We start from the raw sequence: 19,368 nt of genomic DNA on the forward strand, positions 1-19,368 counted from the left end.
AATGCCTGGACCGACGCCAACTTCAAGGCGGCTGTCGAGGCGACGGGCCGCAAGAACCTGATCATGGCCGGTGTGACCACCGACGTCTGCCTGGTGTTCCCGGCGATCGACGCGGTCGGCGAAGGCTATAATGTTCAGGCCGTCATGGACGCTTCGGGATCGCCATACGAACTGTCCGAGGACATGTCGCGCCGCCGCATGCAGGACGCCGGCGTCATTTTGACCGCAACCAACACCATGATCGCCGAACTCGCCCAGAACTGGGGTTCGCCCAAGGGCCAGCAGCTCATCCAGTTGCTCTTCACCGAGGTCCTGCCCCCTGTCCACGCGTAACCGCGCGGCGTGATTGACGCGGCGTATGATGCAGGAGACGCCGAACGGTGGATCGTCACCGGGGCGTTGAAGAACATGCGCCTGTGAACCCCACCATCGATCAAGGAATTGGAAGAACATGACCCAGAAACATTTTCCGATCGTCAATGCCATCGCCTCCGGCGAGCCCAACAGCGTCTTTGGTTTCAAACGCCATTTCCGGATCACGCCCGAAGATACGGGCGGTTCCTTCTGCGTGTTCGAAGAGGAAATCGAGGAAGGGGCAGGCCCCCCTTTGCACATACACCATACCGAGTACGAAATGTTCACGGTGCTGTCCGGGTCGGTGAAGTTCCACTGTGACGGCACGGAAGCCGTGGCCGAGGTGGGGACAACCGCATTGATCCCGCCCGGCGCGCGCCACGCCTTCAAGGGCATCGGCCCCGGCCTGTCCCGCGTGCTCATCATGCTGTCGCCGGGGCACGGCGAAGGCTTCTTCCGCGAAGTCGCAAAAGAGGGGCTGTCGCCGCAGAACGACATGGACCGGGTGAACGAGATCGCTGCGAAATACAGCGTCGAATTCGTCGGCCCGCCGATTGACTGACCTGCGCCAAGGCGCGCCCGGCGCGCCAAATGCAACCACCGAAAAGGATCAGATTCCATGACCGATGTATGTTGTGACCGCCGAAACGCTGTGTTGCGGAGAACTTTGTGATGAGCAGCACCAGTCACCGCGTTCCCGTCGAGGGCGGCTTCTTGCATGCCTTGTCGTCCGGCCATGGCGATGAAACGATCGTGCTTCTGCATGGCTGGCCGCAGACAAGCCGGGAGTGGGACCGCGTCAGCGCCCTGCTCGATGGCGACTACCGGCTTATCGTGCCTGATCTTCGCGGTTGTGGGGACAGTTTCAAGCCTATGACAGGCTACGATGCTTTGACCCAGGCCGACGATATCCTGGCGCTCATTCAGCATTTCGGTGTCGGGCGCGTCCATCTCGTCGGCCATGATCTCGGCGGGCCGGTGGCTTACGCCTTCGCCGCAAAGTACCGCGATCGCTGCAAGTCCCTCACCCTGATCGAAGCGCCCCTTTGGGGCATCGTCAGCGATGAGGTACCCGATTTGGCGACGTTGTTCTGGCATCTGAAATTTCATCAGGATGTGGATATGGCCACCAAGATGATCGGGAGTGATATCCCGGCCTATCTGAACCATTTCTACCGGGACTTCGCCTTCAATCCCAATGCGATCACGCCCAACGAGGCCGCGGACTACATCCGCGCCTATAGCGGGGTCGGCGCATTGCGCGCGAGCCTGATGCAGTATCACGCGATCCCCGAGATCGGTGAGCAGCTCAAGGAACTCAGCGCGCAAAAGCTTACCATTCCCGTCGCATCCTATGGCGGGGCAATGGTGATGGCCGACTACTCGGGCAACGCCGCCAAGCTGGTCGCCGAGAAAGTCGATGCCGGGATCGTTGAAAATTGCGGCCATTGGGTGCCTGAAGAGAGGCCCGAATTCGTCGCCGATCTGATCCGCAAGACCGTTTCAAGAGCGGGCTCGCACGCAGTTACGGAGTAAAGAAGATGACTATAGAAACAGCGACCAAAGAGGCGGTGAAATTCGTCTCGCCTGACACCCATCTGGTAAGGGACCACGGCCCCTTCAAACTCCGCCGCATCCACCCCGGTGCTGCGTTGGGACGGCCAGACGATGGTGGTTTCGGCGGGCTCGGCCTCATTGACCATGCGCGGTTGCAGCCTGGCCTGGTCGTCAGGATGCACGAGCATCGTAACGACGAGATCATCAGCTATCTGCGCTCAGGCCGCATGCAGCACACGGATTCCGCCGGTCGCAGCGAGGTCATCTCGCCCAATCGTGTGATGGTGATGAATGCCGGTGCCGGCTTCTCGCATGAAGAAGCGGTGATCGGGGATGATCCGATCGAAATGCTGCAGATATTCGTGCGGCCCGAAGCTGCCAATATGGAGCCAGGGGTCCAGTTCGTCGGCCTCGACGAAACCGAGAGCACAGATCGCTGGCGGCTGCTGGCGGGACCTGTGGGCTCGGCGGCACCGAGCTTCGTCCGCCAGGCCGTGTACCTCTACGACACCCATTTGTCGGCGGGGGAAAGCATCGACCTGCCGACGATGCCGGGGTTCGATCGCTGGCTGTATGTGTTCCGTGGCGCGGTCTCGGTCGGAGACAAGCAAGCCGAAACGCATGTGGCGTTGACCATTGGTGCCGATGAGTTCGCGCCGGAGGTGACGGCGACCCGGGAGACGGACCTCGTCCTCTTTCTGGTCAACCGCCGGGCAGCCTTCTCCCGTGCAGGCACCATGAGCGGGTGAGCCGAAGAAGGCTTGTCAGCCCGTCGATCCGGCGGTGAAAACCGCCAATTGAGCATCGAAAGCGCGCCTGTAGGCGGGCCGCGCCTCGCCTCGGGCGACATAGGCGGAGAGGGTCGGGTATTCGTCGAGTGTGCCCGATCCGCGCAGCCTGAGCAGCACATGCACCATCATCAGGTCGCCGGCGCTGAACGCACCATCGAGCCATTCGGCATCGCCAAGGCGGTCGGAAAGTTCGCCCAGCCGCTCCCGGATGCGATTCTTGACGAGAGGCAGGCGCTGCTCGGACCACGGCTTGTCGTGCTCCACGAGCTTGGCGATCTGCAGATCAACGATCGGCGGTTCCACCGTGCTGAGCGCGGCAAACATCCATGTGATCGCGCGCGCCCGGGCATTCGCATCGTCTGGCAGCAGGCCCGCGTGGCGCTCCGCGATATGGAACACGATCGCCCCGGACTCGAACAGAGCAAGCCCGCCTTCTTCATAGGTCGGAATCTGCCCGAAAGGATGAAGCGCGCGATGTGCGGGCTCGTTCATCCCGGCGAACGAAACAAGACGAACGTCATAGGGCTGGCCCACTTCTTCAAGCGCCCAGCGAACGCGCATGTCACGCGCAAGGCCCTTGCCACGGTCGGGCGACCGTTCAAAGGCGGTAATGGTGGGGAGCATTGGAAGGGTCATGGTGTTCTCCTCTCGTCGCCGATCCGATAGCTGCGGCCGTAGCGTCTCGGCCTGGCCGCAGACGCTATGGTCGCAGGAGTGGCATCGACTTCATCACCGAAAACGGTAGTGGGGCAGGGGGCGGCTTGCTCGCTGTTGTGGCCACTCCTGACTGCACGGATCAGGAGTGGCGCTGATCGATTTCAGCGACCTTTCGAGGTTGTGCTCTATTGTTTGATTTCCGGCTCGACGAGCCGTGCCAGGTTTCGCAATGACTCCTGCCAACCGAGATAACAGGCTTCGGCTGGAATGAGGTCCGGGATGCCCGCCTGCGTGATGTCCAGCTCAGTTCCGACCGATACTTTCTTCAACGTCACCGTCACCTCCATCTCGCCCGGCAGGTTGGGATCGTCGAATTTGTCCGTATAACGCACGCGTTCGCCCGCAACGAGTTCGAGATATTCGCCACCGAACGCATGGCTATCGCCCGTTGTGAAGTTGCGGAACGACATCCTGAAGGTGCCGCCGACTTTTGCTTCCAGATGATGAACCGTGCAGGTGAAGCCGTTGGGCGGAAGCCATTTCGCGAGCGCATCTCCCTCGAGGAATGCGCGATAGACTTTTTCCGGGCTGGTTGCCAGAACGCGATGCAAACGTACAGTGCTGGGCATGTCGCTTATCCTTGTAGCTGATTGCCGGTCTATGCTCCAAGGACGAACGGGGTTTCGTCAATCCGACACGGGTCCTCAATTTTTTTTGGACAGCGGTCGACTTGGGCGGAACGTCACTGGCTCACGCTGCGCTCGCGCCTTGCCACCTCCTGCTCACATTCGTTCGCCCGGCAATTGGCTGGCCTGTTTCACCCAGTCGGCAAACTGGGCCTCATCGAACGGATCGTCCTCGTGGATGTCGAGATAGCGCACGTCCTTCTGCTTGGAGGTGCCGGGCGGGAGAGGATGCAGGGACGCGCCCTTGAAGAAGGCAACCTTGATGTACTTGGTCATGCAGTGAAAGCTCAGAAACCAGCTTCCGCTCTCGACGCCGTAGAAGGGCGAGTTCCATTTGACGGCCTTGCTCACGCCGGGGACGGTGCGTTCGATGAGCGCGTCGAGGCGGCGGCCGAGGTCGCTTTTCCAGCCCGGCATGGCCGCGATATAGGCCTGCACCGGGGCGTCGCCATATCCCTTGGCGATCTGCGGGTTGCCGCCCGAGAGAAGCACGACCTTGCCGGGCTCCGGCTTTGGTGCGGGTTTTCGCGGCCTGGCGGGCGGTTTCTGCGCTGTGGGGGGCTTTTCATCGGCCATTATATTCACGCCTCACTGGTGGTGCTTTGCTCGTTGCGCCACCTGGCGGCATAGGGCAGCGCGAACAAATACAGCCCGGTGAACACGAGCAAGGCAAGCGGGAACAACGGCAGGAAATACACCCACTGGACGGGCTCCTTCCCCACGCCCAATGTGATGAAGATGGCGGCGACGATCACCGTAAAGATGATCGACGTCCAGCGATGGAACTGCCTAATCCAAAAATTCCACTTCATGAGATCCTCCTTTTCACATGAACGAAGCTTGGGAGTGCGCTTCAATCCGGCCGTGCCAGGACCTGCTCCAGGGCCGCAAAGAACCTTTGCCAGCCGACCGTGGCGCCCCGGTAGTAAGGCTGCTGATCCGGCCGGAAGCCAGTCTGCTCCATGCGTAGGCGTGTCCCCGTGCTCGTCGGGATGAGAGACCACGTTACGACACTTTCGAGATCCTTGGTCTCCCAGGTGTAGGACAGCTTCCTGTTCGGCTCGACTGTCTGTACTCGACAATCCACGCTGCCCCAGTCCGCGCTGAGATTGAAACGGTGATCCAGGACCGGCTTGAAATCGTTCTTCATCAGCCACTCCTCGATGAGGTGCGGCTGGGTGAGCGCGCGCCAGATCTTTTCCGGTGCAAAAGGCACCTCCCGTTCGACAATGACGGAGAGGGTTTCGGTCGCTGTATTACTCATTGATCCATCCTTTTGAGCAGGTCTTCGAGGTCGTCGAACCGGCTTTGCCAAAACCCGCCCATCTGGTTTGTCCAGTCGATCAACGGAGCCAGGGCGCCGAGCTGCGCGCTGTAATGCGTCTGGCGGCCTTCGTGGCGGTCATGCACCAGCCCGGCTCGCTTCAGAACCCCGAGATGCTTCGATACGGCAGGTTGCGAGACCCCGGCCTGAGCCGTCAGCGCGACGACCGTCTGGGCTCCGTCGCGACACAGCCGCTCGAAGATGGCCCGCCGCGTCGGGTCGGCAAGCGTTCTGAAAAGGACATCGTGGGGCTGCGTCATCGCAATTCATAACTCATGGGATATTGATTGAAACCAATAACCGCCGAGATATGAATGAGTCAAGCAAGAATGCGGAACAGTAGGTTGGAGCCAGGGGAGGCGGCGCGCTTTACGCAGTTGGCCTCAGGCGGGCCAGCAGCTAACTATAGAAATTCGGCGTGCTAATTCTGATTTTAGCGGCGCGGCAAACGGTCAAGTTTGAGAAAATTGGCGCGCCCGAAAGGATTCGAACCTCTGACCCCCAGATTCGTAGTCTGGTGCTCTATCCAGCTGAGCTACGGGCGCGCAATCGACCGTGTTTCACACGATCGCCGCTGGCAGGGATTTTGTCCCCACCGCGATGAGAAGTGCTACCTAGCGATTGAAGGAATGAAAAGCAAGCGGGTGCCGGCAAACTTTTTTCGTCGTTGAAATCGGTCCACAGCCTGCGCGCATCCGACATGCTGTCGTATCGACGTTGCGCCGGCACTAGTGGCCGGTCCGTGCCGCCTAGTCTCAGGCCGGCCGGCGCAGGTGATGGCGGGCTTCGTCGAGGCGGACGGGCTGGTCGGGTATGGTGACGGAGAACACCGTGCGACCGCCGACGCTTTCGACGAGGTCGAGCGCGCCGCCATGGGCCCGCACCAGTTCGTGGGCGATCGCCAGCCCAAGGCCGGTGCCGCCGCTGCGCGCCGAGCCGCGGAAGGCGGCGAAAAGGTTCTCGCGCGCCTTTTGCGGCAGGCCGGGGCCGGTATCGGTCACCAGGATGCGGCTGACGCTGCCGGTGCGGTCGGCAGAGATGGAGAGCCGCCGGACGATGGCGCCCTCGGTGTCCGAAGCCATCGCCTGGATGGAGTTGCGGCACAGATTGGTGAGCACGCGCACCAGCTGTTCCGAATCGGCATCCACTTCGAAATTCGGCTCGACGTCGTTGATGAACTCGATCTCGCCCTCGGGGTCGATGCCGAGCAGGCCCTGAACGTCCTCGACGGTCTGCCGCAGCCGCAGGCGCCGGCGCGACGGCGGCGCTTCCTGCGTGCGGCCATAGGTCAGCACGCCTTCCGAATAGGAGACGGCGCGGTCCAGTGCGCGCACCAGCTTGGGAACGAGGGATTGAACGGTGGGGTCCCGGACCATCCCGAGCCGGTCCGACATCAGTTGTGCCGAGGCCAGTATGTTGCGCATGTCGTGGTTGATCTTCGAGACCGCGAGGCCAAGGTCGGCGAGATGCCGCTGTTCGTTGAGTGTCTTTTGCAGGCGCTGCTGCATGTCCGAAAGCTTGCGCTCGGCAACGCCAATCTCGTCGCCGCGGTCTTCCGGTTCGATGATGCGGCTTGGATCGTCAGGCGCCTGCGAAAAGGCCAGCATGGATTGCGTCATGGCGCGGATCGGGCGGATCATGATCCGGTCGATCGCATAGAAGACAAGCGTTGCGGTAAACAGCGAGATCAGCAGCGACAGGAAGGCGACGTTGCGCGAATAGACCAGCATCGCCTTGCGCAGCTTGTAGTCCGGAATGATCAGCTCGAATTCCTTCTCGCTGTCGCCGACGGGACCGAACACGCGCAGCATGCGGTCGCCGCCTGTAAACAGCGTGCTCAGCGCGCTGTTCATCGCTTCCATCGGGCCGGTATTGGCAAGGTCGATATGCTCGTCCACCTGCGGCGGCATTTTCGCGACGACGAGAAGGCGCGACACACCGCCATCGCGCACCGCGATCGCCTTGGCGCCGATCGATCTCAACACGTCCTGCTGCACCTCGCGCGACAGGTCGGAGGGGTCGGTCTGAACGAGCACGATGGAAACGGCGGCGGCGGTGCCGAGCCGTTCTTCCAGCCAGCGCAGGCGGAAATTGGCGATCGACGGCAGGAAGATCAGCACTTCCGCGATCAGCACGAAAATGATGGTCAGCACGAGCAGCTTGGTCGACAGCCCGCGCGAAAGGGGCACGGAGCGTCCCGTTTTCATGCCGGGGCTTTCATCGGCATCGCCAACGGTTTTGTCTGCCATCCGACCTGTCTCAAACTCTCGATTCGCCGCCTGTCTAGCCGAAATACCGTAGAAAGGCGATCAGGCGCCGAACCAGCTTCTTGCGCGTGGCGGGAGTAAAGTAGGTGATTGCGGCGCGTTTGCCAATTTCGCCCATGGTGGGATAAGGCGCGACAAAGCCGGCGATGTCGCGAACGCCCAGCTTCTTCGACAGCGCCAGCGACCAGAAATTTATCATTTCGCCGGCACCAGAACCGACGATCGAGACGCCAAGGATTTTGCCTCTGCCATCGGTCACCAGCTTGATATGGCCATGCGTCTTTCGCTCCGCCTGGGCGCGATCGTTTTCGGCATAGGGCCAGCGCAGCACGCGAATGGTCTTTTGCTTTTTGGCGGCTTCGGCTTCGGAAAGGCCGACATGGGCGATTTCCGGGTCGGTGAAGGTGACGCGCGGAATGATGTCGAGGTTCTCACGCGCCGAGAGCCGGAACAGCATGGCCCGTATCACCAGCCCGGCATGGTAGTTGGCGACATGGGTGAATTGCAGCGAGCCCGCGACATCGCCCACGGCATAGACACGGCGGTTGCTGCTGCGCAGCGTGTCGTCGACCTTGATGCCCTTCTGGTCGAAGAGGATGCCCGCCTTGTCGAGGTCGAGCCCGGCGACATTGGCCGAGCGTCCTGCCGCCAGCAGAACATGCGAGCCTTCGATCTTTTTCGCGCCGGCAGCAGTCTCCAGGAACAAGCGCACACCGGCTTCACCAAGGCTTTCGACGCGCGTGACCTTCGCACCTTCGCGGATATCGACGCCTTCGGCGCGGATATGCGCGAGCGCGACGGCCGAAACCTCGGGGTCTTCCTTGCCGAGCGCGCGCTCCGCCTCGATGACCGTCACGTCCGAACCAAGCCGGCGGTAGGCCTGCGCCAATTCCATGCCGATCGGGCCGCCGCCGATGATGACCAGATGGCCGGGGCGCTGCGTCAGGTCGAATATCGTCTCGTTGGTGACATAATCTGTGGAATCGAGCCCCGGTATCGGCGGGATCAGCGGCGAAGAGCCTGTGGCTACGACGAAGCGCCGGGCGCGGATTTCGACATCACCGGCAATGACCGTCCGGGCATCCCTGAAGCGGGCTTCCGCCTGGATCACATGGACGCCGAGTGCGGCGAACCGTCCGACGGAATCATTGGGAGCGATCGATGCGATCACCTCGTGGATATGTCGATGCACCGCCTCGAAGTCGATTTCCGGCTCAACCGGAGCGATGCCGAACCCGGCGCCGTTGCGCATAGCATGGGCCTGTTTTGCAGCCGCGATCAGTGCCTTGGAAGGCACGCAGCCATAGTTCAGGCAGTCGCCGCCCATCTTGCCCTTCTCGATCAGCACGACATGGACGCCGAACGCAGCGGCTGCCGCGGCGACCGACAGACCGCCCGACCCGGCGCCGATCACACAGATGTCCGGGGTAAGCGTTTGCGTCATGAGGTCCCTTGTGAAAGCAGGGCAGAAAGGCGGATGCCGATCGAATTCCGGCTGCCGCGAGTCACGGCATGCGTGATATCCATACCTTCTTTACGACGGCAGCAAGCGCCGCGACAAGCGCAAGGGCCACGAAGGCGATGGTGATCTGCGGTGTGACCAGGTCGCGTATGGTTGCCTGCTGGCCGGCGTTCCTGGCCGCGATGAGCACGCTGTCGCAGCCCTGCCCGAGCCAGGCATAGGCGAATGCGCCCGGCATGATGCCTATGAAGGTTGCGACGATGTAGGTGCGCAGGCGCACCTTGAACAGCGCCGGGGCGATGTTGACGATGAAGAACGGCACGAACGGCGCTATCCGCAGCACGAGGAGATAGGCAAAGGCATTCTTTTCGAAGCCGCGCGAGAGTTTGGTTGCCACGCTGCCGACACGCTCTCTTACATAGCCGGAGCAGAAGGTGCGCGCTGCCATGAAGATGATTGTGGCGCCCACTGTCGCGCCGACAATGGCGAGCACGCCGCCAAACAGCCAGCCGAACAGGAAGCCGCCGAAGATCGTCAGGACGGAAGCGGCCGGAAAGGAGAAGGCGACGGCAAGTGTATAGAGGACCACGAAGCCGAGCGGCGCGATGACAGGGTTGGCCGCCACGAAGGCTTTCAGGGCCTGCCGGCTCTGGGCCAGATAGTCGAGCGAAAGATATTGGTGCCAGCCCAGTGCGTAGCCGAGCACGAGGCCTGCAGCGACGATTGCGAGCGGAACAAAATGCCAGCGGCCCGGCTCGGGCATGCCGCCATCGCAGTTTCCACTTATATTGGCTCCGGCAGCCTTTTGGTTCACCGTCTCGCTTCCATCATCATCCTGCGCGGGTTACCGCGGCAAGAGGCCGGTCCGCCTGGGTTCAGTTGATAGACAAAAGCCGCCGAAGCAAGCAGTTCTCGTATAAACTCACCGTCTGTTGATCGCGTTTCACGAAATGCTCACCCCGCCGTGACGCTTTTTACGGTGCGGCGGCAGCCGCAAATCCGGCGATTGACTCAGCGAAACCTTCTTTCTATAAGCCCGCACACGCTCGGGCCCTTCGTCCGGCGCAATTTGCATTGCGCCAAGATAAGCCCGGCACAGCTCCTGTTACATGAGTGACAGATACAAGAAGGGCCGCACACCGCGGTATTAAAACAAATGAAGCGTACCTATCAGCCATCTAAACTCGTCCGTAAGCGTCGGCACGGTTTCCGTGCGCGCATGGCCACCAAGGGTGGTCGCGGCGTCGTCGCAGCTCGCCGCAACCGCGGCCGCAAGCGGCTGTCCGCATAAGAAGAAGAGAAGAGACCGTTGCCGGATAACGGCAAGTCAGAATTTCTGCCTCCGCTGCGGCTTCGCAAGCGAGCTGAATTTCTTGCCGTCCGGCGTGGTGAAAAGCGCCGCGGGCGGCTTTTCCTCATGGAAGTCCTCGATCGCGGCGTGACGGAAGCACCGCGAGTCGGCTTCACGGTCACCAAGAAGGTCGGAAATGCGGTTGTTCGCAATCGCATCCGCCGCCGCCTCAAGGAGGCGGTTCGCGTCCATGCCGCAGGTGACATGCAGCCTGGCAAGGACTATGTGATCGTCGGGCGGGAAGATATCCTGACGGCTCCTTTCGATGAGCTTGCTGCCGAGCTCAAACGACGAATTCGCGGAACGCGTTAAGGGTTTTCGATGGAAAACAACCGGAATTTCTTCATCACGATCGCGCTTTCGGTGCTGATCCTGACCCTGTGGCAGGTGTTCTACATGAACCCGCGCATCGAGCGCGAGCGTCAGACCGCACAGATCGAAGCCCAGCGCGTCGAGGCCGAAAAGAAGGCCCAGCAGCCGGCCGGTCAGGGCGCTACGGGCGCTGACGTGCCTGCTACGCCGGGCGCGGTTCCCGCTATTCCGGGCGTCGACGGTGCCACCTCGGTGAGCCGCGACCAGACCGTTGGTTCCTCGCAGCGCGTCAAGATCGATACGCCGAGCCTTGCCGGCTCGATCAATCTTACCGGCGCACGCATCGACGATCTTCTCCTGAAAGATTATCACCTGACGGTCGACAACAGCTCGCCCGAGATCGATCTGCTCAATCCGGCCGCATTGCCGAACGGCTACTACGCCGAGATCGGCTTCGTCGGCAACGAGGCAACGGGCGCTGTGCCCGGTCCCGATACGGTCTGGACCGCCGACGCCGGCGCTACGCTGACCCCGACATCGCCCGTCACGCTGACCTACACCAACGACAAGGGCCTGACGTTCAAGCGCACGATCAGCGTCGATTCCGACTATATGTTCACGGTCTCCGACACGGTCTCGAATGCTGGTCAGGCACCGGTGACGCTCTCCAACTACGGCCGCGTCATTCGCTTCGACAAGCCGACCACGGCCAGCGTCTACGTGCTGCATGAAGGCCTGATCGGCGTGACCGGCGAAGACGGTCTGCACGAGATCAAATATTCGGCGATCGAGAAGGACAAGCAGGTCGTTCCCGGCAAGTCGAATGATGGCTGGCTCGGCATCACCGACAAATACTGGGCCGTGGCCATGGTGCCTTCCGAGAAGCAGGCGTTTCAGCCGCGCTTCAGCTATTTCAGCGAAGGCCGCCCGCGCTATCAGTCCGACTACATGACTGACCCGTTGACCGTCGATGCCGGCCAGTCGGCAACCGTCGAAACCATGGTCTTCGCCGGCGCCAAGGAAGTGGCCAAGATCAATGGCTATGAGAAGGACCGCAACATCCGCCAGTTCAATCTCCTGATTGACTGGGGCTGGTTCTATTTCATCACCAAGCCGATGTTCTGGCTGATCGACACGCTCTACAAGCTGCTCGGCAATTTCGGCCTGTCGATCCTCGCCACCACCGTTATCGTCAAGGCCATCTTCTTCCCGCTCGCCAACAAGTCCTACAAGTCCATGGCGAACATGAAGATGGTGCAGCCCAAGATGCTGGAAATCCGCGAGAAATACGCGGATGACAAGATGAAGCAGCAGCAGGCGATGATGGAGCTGTACAAGACGGAGAAGATCAATCCGCTGGCCGGCTGTTGGCCGGTGCTGATCCAGATTCCGGTCTTCTTCGCGCTCTACAAGGTGCTCTACATCACCATCGAAATGCGCCATGCGCCCTTCTTCGGCTGGATCCAGGATCTGGCCGCGCCCGATCCGACCTCGCTGTTCAACCTGTTCGGCCTGCTGCCGTTCATGGTGCCGCAGTACCTGCACATCGGCGTATGGCCGCTTATCATGGGCGTCACCATGTTCCTGCAGATGCGCATGAACCCGACGCCGCCGGACCCGACGCAGGCGATGATCTTCACCTGGATGCCGGTGATCTTCACCTTCATGCTGGCATCGTTCCCGGCGGGCCTCGTCATCTACTGGGCGTGGAACAACTCGCTGTCGATCCTGCAGCAGGGCATCATCATGAAGCGCCAGGGTGCCAAGATCGAGCTCTGGGACAACCTCGTGGCCTTGTTCAAGAAGAAACCGTCGCCCGCTGAATAGCGGGACCCCCGATCGAAAAAAGCCCCGGCATGTCCGGGGCTTTTTTGTTTCGTGGGATCAAGGGATTGCTGTCCCTTGAACCGCTCAATTAATGCCGTAGATCTTGGCGATCCGCTGATAGTAGTCGTTGGCGTCATCCAGCCGTTTCATGAACTGCGTGGCGACCTCGGGTCTGGTAGGCGGGCATCCCTTGCTGACGTAGTAGTCGGCATCGCGGAGGATGCCGGAATGGGTCGCGTAGAAATTCACGAAAAGAGCAAGGTTGGGATCGCCGAAATCCGCCAGCTTGGGTGCTATCGAATCGTAGATCGGCGTGGACCGCACGAAGGCATTGTCCAGTTCCTCGATGACGCCGGAGCAGCCGGCTGAGCCGACCGCCGCGGCATCGCCGCTGACGGCGTGAAAGGTTGCCGCGGTTTGTCGTACCCTCTGAAGCACGTCGTTCATGCTTCTGGCTTCAACAGCGAGCGCGTGGCCGGCATGGACGGTTGCCTCGGCATTTCGCTGCGCCGTCGTTTCCTGTTGAAAAGCCGTGCTTAGCGCCAGAATGCCCGCTGCCGTCGCAAAGCCTATCAGCGTTCCGAGCATGGTTTGCCATTCCCGGAGCGTACCGATCCAGGTCACTGCGCCGTCCGTTCGTATGTCGGTCAGAATGACGATGACAAGACCGGCGACGATGAGCGCAACTGCTATTGAAGATATTGCGAGCATGGAATTTTCCGCGCACTTGCCGCTGAAAGTAGCCGAAATTCTCCAGAAGCAACAGCGGTCGCATAAATGCCGTTCCTGCAGCGATCGGCAATTCATTGTGGACGCACCGGGGTCTCCCGGCTAAACAGGTCACCAACAGGAGTTGTTTCGATGGTCGGTTAAGCGAGATCCGTTTTCGTCAGGCGTCAAATGCGCCGGAGCGGATCGCATCATTTCATCCCTTGCGAACCCATCTCGACGGAACTTGCCATGACTGGTCCCAATCCATCCATCAAACACCCGATGCCGCTTCACCCGCGCGTCGGCTTCCTCAAGGCCCTCATCGAGGCCGAAAACGTCGAGATCGGCGACTTCACCTATTACGACGATCCGGACGGTCCCGACCGCTTCGTCGAGAAATGCGTGCTGCATCACTACCCCTTCATCGGCGACAAGCTGATTATCGGGAAGTACTGCGCAATCGCTGAAGGCGCGAGATTCATCATGAACGGCGCCAACCATGCCATGTCCGGCTTTTCGACCTATCCGTTCAACATCTTCGGTCACGGCTGGGAGGAGGGGTTCGACCCCGCCACGTGGTCGAAGGAAGTGCGCGGCGACACGGTGATCGGCAATGATGTCTGGATCGCCATGGAGGCGCTGATCATGCCGGGCGTCACCATCGGAGATGGCTCGATCGTTGCCGCGCGTGCAGTCGTCACCCATGACGTGCCACCATACTCCATCGTCGCCGGCAATCCGGCCAAAGTCGTCAAGACGCGCTTCGACAGAAGGACCGTCGATCGCCTGCTGAGGGTGGCCTGGTGGGATTGGCCGGTTGACAAGGTGACGCGTAACCTTGATGCCATACGCGGCGCCGACATTTCCCGGCTGGAGCAAGCGAATTGAGCGAATACACAAAGTCGAGCCTGCCGGTGGCGAGCAGCCTCTTCACCAACACATGGATTTTCATCCGCGGCGTCCCGTCGATGAAGTTCCTGCCGCCGGAAGGTCCGCCCGAGATCGCCTTTGCCGGGCGCTCCAATGTCGGCAAGTCTTCGCTGATCAACGGGCTGGTCGGGCAGAAGGGCCTTGCGCGCACGTCCAACACGCCCGGGCGTACGCAGGAGCTCAACTATTTCGTGCCGGACGGCTTTTCGGGGGTGGGCGACGATCTGCCGCCGATGGCGCTGGTCGACATGCCGGGCTACGGCTATGCCAAGGCGCCGAAGGATCAGGTCGACGAATGGACCAAGCTGGTCTTCGACTATCTCAAGGGGCGGGTCACGCTGAAGCGCGTCTATGTGCTGATCGATGCGCGCCATGGCATCAAGAAGAATGACGAGGACGTGCTGACCCTTCTCGACAAGGCCGCCGTCTCCTACCAGATCGTTTTGACCAAGACCGACAAGATCAAGGCGGCCGGCGTGCCGCGTCTGATCACCGAGACGCTGGAAAAGATCCGCAAGCGTGCGGCTGCCTTTCCCACCGTCATCGCCACCTCTTCGGAAAAGGGCGACGGCATGGAGGAACTGCGCGAGGCGATCGCGCTCGCCGTTCGCGGCGGCTGAACGGCGAGCCGGTCTCGCAGGCCATCCCGGCGAACCACAGCGGCAAGTAGAAACTGGCGACGGGCTTTCATTGCGGCATTCGCCTATGCTTGCCAGAAGCGCTTGGCGATCTCTGCCTCGGCCTGCCGTCTCGTCAGGCCGATATCCTCGATCAAATGGGGATTGGCCTTCGCCATTTTCTCGAGGTTCCAGCGAAAGCGTATCCGCTCGCTCCAGGTCGCGATGATGCTTCGCGGGGCGGACGCAAATGTATCGTTCATGGCAACCTCCTAGGGTTGAGGGCCGGAGCCCTTGACCTGAAAGAGGCTGAATTCTGCAGGATGCGAACAGCGCCGTAATTAAGCGCGCCCAAATAGTTCCAAAAACTTCCAAACGGGCTAATCTTGCGACTTCATAGGCTGGGCGCAGGATTTCACCCCTGCCGCGAAGGCCCTCCATCCCGCCCCTCAATCATCAAGACCATCAAGAAATGACCAGCTCACCTTCCTTTCTCGGCTTTCCTGATCGCCTCGCCGATGACCGAATTCCCCGTGCGGTGATCTTCGGAGCCGCTCACGGCAGCACCTATCCCGGCGAGGACAGCAACGGCTATGAGTTGGCCGCCGACGCCATCCGCGCTGCGAGCCAGGCGGATGCCGCGCTGGTCGAGCACTGGGATTTCGATCTCGGCGGTCCGCTGTTCGACGGCAAGCCGGCCTGCTGCATCGACACCGGCGACATCGCGACCACCATGCATGACAATGCCGGCAACCGGGCCCGGATCGAGGCGAAGACGCGCGAGGTCCTGGCCTTGCCGGCGGTGCCGATCCTCATCGGCGGCGATGATTCGGTGGTCATTCCCTTCCTCGCCGGCTTTGCCGAGCACGGTCCCGTCTGGATCCTGCAGATCGACGCCCATATCGACTGGCGCGACGAGGTGAATGGCGAGCGTTACGGCTATTCGAACCCGATGCGGCGGGCGAGCGAGATGCCGCATGTCGCCGGCATGGTGCAGGTCGGCCTGCGCAGTGTCGGCAGCGCGCGCCTCGCCGAGATTGAAGCGGCGCAGCGCTATGGCAGCCGCTTCGTCACCGCCCGCGAGGTTCATGCCGAGGGCATCGACACCGCTCTGCGGCATATTCCGCAAGGAGCCCGCGTCGTCATCACCCTCGACTGCGACGGCCTCGATCCCGGCATCATGCCGGGCGTGGCGGCGCGTACGCCCGGCGGCCTCACCTACACACAGGTTATCGACCTGATCGCGGGCCTCGGCAGGCGGGCCAGGATCGCAGGATTCGATCTAGTCGAGCTCTATCCGCCCGCCGACATTGACGGCCTGTCGGCCCTAACCGCCGCGCGCCTTCTCGTCAACGCGATCGGCGCTATCGCTCGGCAGGTTTGAGCCCCGGCTTTGGAGAGAGGCCATCGAGCAGGAAGCCGAGGCCTTTCCGGAAAGCACCGTCCCAATCGTTATCCAACAGCAGGCGCGAGCGTTCGATCGTCGGGTAGAGTTCGCTGCGACGTGTAAGGCGCTGCTGCGCGGCGGCCCTGTCGTCGTCCGAGACGTCGAAGCTCGCCCGGGTGATGGTGGCGCCCATCACATAATTCCAGAGCGACCATATCGCGGCGTTCATATCTGCGTCCGCTACACCGGCTTTGGACAAGGTCTTGCCCAGCAGTTCCAGGAGACCGAGGATGTTCGGGCCAAGCGCCCGGCGCGGCAACAGCGATACCGACCAGGGATGGCGCAGCATGCTGGCGCGCCAGTCATCGAGCATATGAACGACTTCCTGGCGCCAGTCTTGAGGCTCGGCCGTTTGCGGCTGTCCGCGATATTCGAGCACCGAGTCGAGCGCCAGATCGAAGACGTCCTCTTTGTTGTCGACGTGCCAATACAGGCTCATCACGCCCGAGCCGAGGCGATCGGCTAGCCGACGCATCGTCATTCCGTCGAGCCCTTGAGCATCCAGCAGGTCTACCGCGGTGGCCACGATGCGTTCGCGCGAAAGCGGCGGTTCACCGCGCTGCTCCTGCACGGGCTGCAGCCGCTCGCTTTTCCGTTGAGATCGTTTGCCCTGGGCGCCGCCGCGTTTGGCTGCCATTCGTCTTCCCCGCTGTTCAGAACGTCGATTTTGGCAGGCAACGTCAGGAATGTCGATCTTGAACGCTTGACTCGTACGACGTACCATAGGATGACTCGTACATCGCACGATGTCCTATGGGCGATGGGCTAAAAGTTCAATCATGCCGGCCGCGAGGGGACGTTGCTCGCAGTCCGCAGAGCCAAGAGAAAAACATGTCACGCGCAATCAAGCATCTGCTTGTCGGAGGGCTAATCATCATGACCATGGGAATTTCCACTGCGGCGACTGCGAATGATCTCAAGCTGGCCATCGTCAATCCACCAAACCTCTATGACCCTTCGCCGAATGGCTACAGCACGGCGGTAATCGTGCCCAGCGGAGCCCGGGTGGCCTACATCTCCGGACAGGGCGGCCAAGACGGCACGGGAGCCTTGTCGCCCGACTTCGCGGTCCAGGTTAAACAGGCCTACGCAAATTTGCGCACCGCCCTCGATGCGCTCGGTGCCAAGCCGGATCAGGTCGCCAAGCTCGCAGTCTTCGTGGTCGATCACGATATGTCCAAGCTTGGGGTGCTGACCGAGAACGTCAAGGAAATGTTCGGCGAGGCGCTGCCGGCCCAGACATTGATCCCCGTGCCGAAGCTCGCAATCGACCCCATGCTATTCGAGGTGGAGGCGGTGGTCGTGCTTGATTAGTGGGGCGGCGCTTCTGGCCCCATCGCTCGAATTGAAATGGGTCGAGCAGGATAGGAAAAGCGCAGGCTCTCCAGCAGTTCGCAAAAATGTCCAAACGGGCTAAAGATGCGACGCATGCAGGGATCGCGCTTTGCCTTTGGTCCGTTCGTGCTTGATCCGGGTGCGGGAACGCTCCTTCGGGACGATGTTCCCGTTGCCGTTGGGTACCGCGCCCTGAAGCTGCTTGCCGCACTCGTAGGGCGGCCGGGTGAAATCCTCGGCAAGGCCGAGTTGATGGATGCGGCGTGGCCGGGCACGGCCGTCGAGGAAGGCAACCTCACCGTCCAGATCGCGCAGCTGCGAAAGCTGCTTGGTTCTACCGCCGACGGCGGTGAATGGATCGTCACGGTTCCGCGTGTCGGCTACCGCTTCTCGGGTGCCGTCGAGCAGCTCATGGACGCGAAGCGAAAACCTTCGCCGCTGCCCGACAAACCATCGATAGCCGTGCTGCCTTTCCTTAATCTCAGCAACGATCCCGAGCAGGGCGTCTTCGCGGATGGCTTGACCGAAGACCTGATCACCGACCTGTCCAGGATCTCCGGCCTGTTCGTCATCGCGCGCAACTCGGCCTTTGCCTATAAGGGAAAGGCGCTTGCCGTGCGCGCGATCGCCGAGGATCTTGGCGTGCGCTACGTGCTGGAAGGAAGTGCCAGACGCGCCGGGGGCCGCGTGCGCATCAACGCCCAGCTGGTCGACGCGGTCAGTGGCGATCATCTGTGGGCGGAACGCTTCGATCGCAGCCTGGAAGATATCTTTGCCGTTCAGGACGAGGTGACGGCCAAGATCGTGGAGGCGTTGCTTGGCCGCCTGCGCGCACCGCCACCGCGCAAGCGGCCCGAAAATCTGGAGGCTTACGATCTCTGCGTGCGGGCACGTCGGCTGATGGACGACACGCCGCAGAGCGCGCGGGAAGCGCATCTGATGCTGACGCGCGCGGTCTCGCTCGATCCGGAATATGCCGAGGCCTATCGCTGGCTCGCCATGAACCACTGGATGGGATGGGTGCATTCCGGGGGACCAACGGAAGCCGACCGTAGCGTTGCCCTGGAACTGGCGCGCAAGGCCGTCGCGATCGATCCCGACGATGCCGGCTGCCGCTGGGTCCTGGCTTACCTGCTTGCCTATGAGCGCAGCTTCGCCGAGGCGGACGCGGAGTTCGAGCGTGCGATCGCACTCGACCCGAACGAGGCCGACGCCTGGGCGGCATTGTCCGATATCGCGGTCCTGGCCGGGCGGATCGAGGACGGCCTCGAGCATATCGCCAAGGCGTTCCGGCTGAACCCGTTTCCGGCAAGCTGGTATTATCTGACGCTCGGCCAGGCGCAATATGCGCACCGACAATACGAAGCCGCTGTAGAGACCCTGCACCGGGACGAGACCTACCACACAAGCTCACGCCGCTTTCTGGCGGCAAGCCTTGCCCAGCTCGGCCGGTTCGACGAGGCGCGCGCAGAGGCCGAACTGTTCCTCGTCAGCAACCCGGATTTCACGACCCGCCACTGGGCCGCGACGGAGCCCTTCCGCGACGCGAAGACGCTCGAGCATTTCGTGGATGGGTTTCGCAAGGCGGGGCTGCCCGAGTGAGGGGGCGGCGTGGCCTCTCAAACGGCTGTTCTTGGTGGTCGTAAAAACAGAACTAAAATGACTGCAAAGGGGTGGGTTGCAGACTGGCAGCTTCTTACCACTGTCGTCTATAAACTGACTTAACGATCAAAGACGGAG

At 61.6% G+C, this 19,368-nt stretch carries 24 protein-coding genes and 1 tRNA gene; 12 read left to right on the forward strand and 13 right to left on the reverse strand.

From position 1 onward, the window contains the following. From BM413_RS20040 to BM413_RS20055, 4 genes are all read left to right on the forward strand, one after another. The coding region (locus tag BM413_RS20040) for an isochorismatase family protein (RefSeq protein WP_139238597.1) at nt 1–333 on the forward strand (333 nt) is incomplete at its 5' end. A gap of 118 nt (nt 334–451) precedes the next feature. Further along, nucleotides 452–916: a cupin domain-containing protein gene (locus BM413_RS20045; protein WP_091916300.1), complete on the forward strand. Its 465-nt coding sequence runs from the start codon at nt 452–454 to the stop codon at nt 914–916. Between the two features lie 110 nt (nt 917–1,026). After that, complete coding sequence (locus BM413_RS20050; RefSeq protein ID WP_091916302.1) at nt 1,027–1,890, forward strand: alpha/beta fold hydrolase; 864 nt, start codon at nt 1,027–1,029, stop codon at nt 1,888–1,890. Between the two features lie 5 nt (nt 1,891–1,895). After that, nucleotides 1,896–2,660: a pirin family protein gene (locus BM413_RS20055; protein ID WP_091916306.1), complete on the forward strand. Its 765-nt coding sequence runs from the start codon at nt 1,896–1,898 to the stop codon at nt 2,658–2,660. A 15-nt stretch (nt 2,661–2,675) separates the two neighbouring features. On the opposite strand, the gene BM413_RS20060 is transcribed toward BM413_RS20055, so the two are convergent. The 10 genes from BM413_RS20060 to BM413_RS20105 all read right to left on the reverse strand — a co-directional run bounded on the left by BM413_RS20060 (nt 2,676) and on the right by BM413_RS20105 (nt 9,912). Beyond that, nucleotides 2,676–3,326, reverse strand: a complete 651-nt coding sequence (locus BM413_RS20060; protein WP_091916586.1) for a glutathione S-transferase family protein — start codon at nt 3,324–3,326, stop codon at nt 2,676–2,678. 218 nt (nt 3,327–3,544) lie between these two features. Continuing rightward, entirely contained in the window at nt 3,545–3,988 is a 444-nt protein-coding gene (locus BM413_RS20065) for an SRPBCC family protein (protein WP_091916307.1), read from the reverse strand. Between the two features lie 153 nt (nt 3,989–4,141). Then, the gene (locus BM413_RS20070) at nt 4,142–4,621 is read right to left on the reverse strand and encodes a DUF1801 domain-containing protein (RefSeq protein WP_091916308.1); all 480 of its coding nucleotides are present in this window, start codon (nt 4,619–4,621) and stop codon (nt 4,142–4,144) included. A gap of 5 nt (nt 4,622–4,626) precedes the next feature. Beyond that, nucleotides 4,627–4,857: a hypothetical protein gene (locus BM413_RS20075; protein ID WP_091916309.1), complete on the reverse strand. Its 231-nt coding sequence runs from the start codon at nt 4,855–4,857 to the stop codon at nt 4,627–4,629. 41 nt (nt 4,858–4,898) lie between these two features. Further along, on the reverse strand, nt 4,899–5,309 hold the full coding sequence (locus BM413_RS20080; protein ID WP_091916310.1) for an SRPBCC family protein: 411 nt from the start codon (nt 5,307–5,309) through the stop codon (nt 4,899–4,901). Beyond that, nucleotides 5,306–5,629: an ArsR/SmtB family transcription factor gene (locus BM413_RS20085; protein ID WP_091916311.1), complete on the reverse strand. Its 324-nt coding sequence runs from the start codon at nt 5,627–5,629 to the stop codon at nt 5,306–5,308. The genes BM413_RS20080 and BM413_RS20085 overlap by 4 nt, the downstream gene beginning before the upstream one ends. 208 nt (nt 5,630–5,837) lie before the next feature. Further along, a tRNA-Arg gene (locus tag BM413_RS20090) sits at nt 5,838–5,914 on the reverse strand. Nucleotides 5,915–6,124: 210 nt separating this feature from the next. Continuing rightward, the gene (locus BM413_RS20095) at nt 6,125–7,618 is read right to left on the reverse strand and encodes a sensor histidine kinase (RefSeq protein ID WP_091916312.1); all 1,494 of its coding nucleotides are present in this window, start codon (nt 7,616–7,618) and stop codon (nt 6,125–6,127) included. Nucleotides 7,619–7,652: 34 nt separating this feature from the next. Continuing rightward, nucleotides 7,653–9,080: a dihydrolipoyl dehydrogenase family protein gene (locus BM413_RS20100; RefSeq protein ID WP_091916321.1), complete on the reverse strand. Its 1,428-nt coding sequence runs from the start codon at nt 9,078–9,080 to the stop codon at nt 7,653–7,655. A 61-nt stretch (nt 9,081–9,141) separates the two neighbouring features. Next, entirely contained in the window at nt 9,142–9,912 is a 771-nt protein-coding gene (locus tag BM413_RS20105; RefSeq protein WP_244537941.1) for a TVP38/TMEM64 family protein, read from the reverse strand. Nucleotides 9,913–10,254: 342 nt separating this feature from the next. Between BM413_RS20105 and rpmH the strand changes: the two genes are divergently transcribed. Genes rpmH through yidC form a run of 3 tightly spaced genes read left to right on the forward strand, consistent with a single transcriptional unit; the run spans nt 10,255 to nt 12,588 of the window. After that, the gene (gene rpmH, locus BM413_RS20110) at nt 10,255–10,389 is read left to right on the forward strand and encodes a 50S ribosomal protein L34 (RefSeq protein ID WP_008833937.1); all 135 of its coding nucleotides are present in this window, start codon (nt 10,255–10,257) and stop codon (nt 10,387–10,389) included. Nucleotides 10,390–10,407: 18 nt separating this feature from the next. Continuing rightward, nucleotides 10,408–10,761 (forward strand): ribonuclease P protein component, encoded by a 354-nt coding sequence (gene rnpA / locus BM413_RS20115; protein WP_091916323.1) that lies wholly within the window; start codon nt 10,408–10,410, stop codon nt 10,759–10,761. A 9-nt stretch (nt 10,762–10,770) separates the two neighbouring features. Continuing rightward, nucleotides 10,771–12,588 carry a membrane protein insertase YidC gene (yidC, locus tag BM413_RS20120; protein WP_091916324.1) on the forward strand — a complete coding sequence of 606 codons (1,818 nt, stop codon included), beginning with the start codon at nt 10,771–10,773 and terminating at the stop codon, nt 12,586–12,588. Nucleotides 12,589–12,672: 84 nt separating this feature from the next. Here yidC and BM413_RS20125 read toward each other — a convergent pair whose 3' ends face one another. Beyond that, nucleotides 12,673–13,299 carry a hypothetical protein gene (locus BM413_RS20125; RefSeq protein WP_091916325.1) on the reverse strand — a complete coding sequence of 209 codons (627 nt, stop codon included), beginning with the start codon at nt 13,297–13,299 and terminating at the stop codon, nt 12,673–12,675. 249 nt (nt 13,300–13,548) lie between these two features. On the opposite strand from BM413_RS20125, the gene BM413_RS20130 reads away from it, so the two are divergent. Both BM413_RS20130 and yihA read left to right on the forward strand, forming a co-directional pair. After that, complete coding sequence (locus tag BM413_RS20130; protein WP_091916590.1) at nt 13,549–14,187, forward strand: CatB-related O-acetyltransferase; 639 nt, start codon at nt 13,549–13,551, stop codon at nt 14,185–14,187. Then, a complete protein-coding gene (gene yihA / locus BM413_RS20135; protein ID WP_162931519.1) occupies nt 14,184–14,849 on the forward strand; it encodes a ribosome biogenesis GTP-binding protein YihA/YsxC in 666 nt (221 codons plus the stop codon). The genes BM413_RS20130 and yihA overlap by 4 nt, the downstream gene beginning before the upstream one ends. A gap of 83 nt (nt 14,850–14,932) precedes the next feature. Here the strand turns inward: yihA and BM413_RS32635 are convergent, their stop codons facing one another. After that, on the reverse strand, nt 14,933–15,109 hold the full coding sequence (locus BM413_RS32635) for a DUF1127 domain-containing protein (protein WP_139238621.1): 177 nt from the start codon (nt 15,107–15,109) through the stop codon (nt 14,933–14,935). Nucleotides 15,110–15,318: 209 nt separating this feature from the next. On the opposite strand from BM413_RS32635, the gene BM413_RS20140 reads away from it, so the two are divergent. Then, nucleotides 15,319–16,230, forward strand: a complete 912-nt coding sequence (locus BM413_RS20140; RefSeq protein ID WP_091916326.1) for an agmatinase — start codon at nt 15,319–15,321, stop codon at nt 16,228–16,230. Here BM413_RS20140 and BM413_RS20145 read toward each other — a convergent pair. Continuing rightward, on the reverse strand, nt 16,211–16,930 hold the full coding sequence (locus BM413_RS20145; RefSeq protein WP_091916327.1) for a TetR/AcrR family transcriptional regulator: 720 nt from the start codon (nt 16,928–16,930) through the stop codon (nt 16,211–16,213). The genes BM413_RS20140 and BM413_RS20145 overlap by 20 nt on opposite strands. Before the next feature lie 194 nt (nt 16,931–17,124). Between BM413_RS20145 and BM413_RS20150 the strand changes: the two genes are divergently transcribed. Both BM413_RS20150 and BM413_RS20155 read left to right on the forward strand, forming a co-directional pair. After that, complete coding sequence (locus tag BM413_RS20150) at nt 17,125–17,607, forward strand: RidA family protein (protein WP_091916328.1); 483 nt, start codon at nt 17,125–17,127, stop codon at nt 17,605–17,607. A 105-nt stretch (nt 17,608–17,712) separates the two neighbouring features. Next, on the forward strand, nt 17,713–19,230 hold the full coding sequence (locus tag BM413_RS20155; RefSeq protein WP_175544375.1) for a winged helix-turn-helix domain-containing tetratricopeptide repeat protein: 1,518 nt from the start codon (nt 17,713–17,715) through the stop codon (nt 19,228–19,230). Nucleotides 19,231–19,368: the final 138 nt, after the last annotated feature.

It is taken from the genome of Mesorhizobium sp. YR577 (assembly GCF_900116595.1).
Lineage (GTDB): Bacteria > Pseudomonadota > Alphaproteobacteria > Rhizobiales > Rhizobiaceae > Mesorhizobium_M.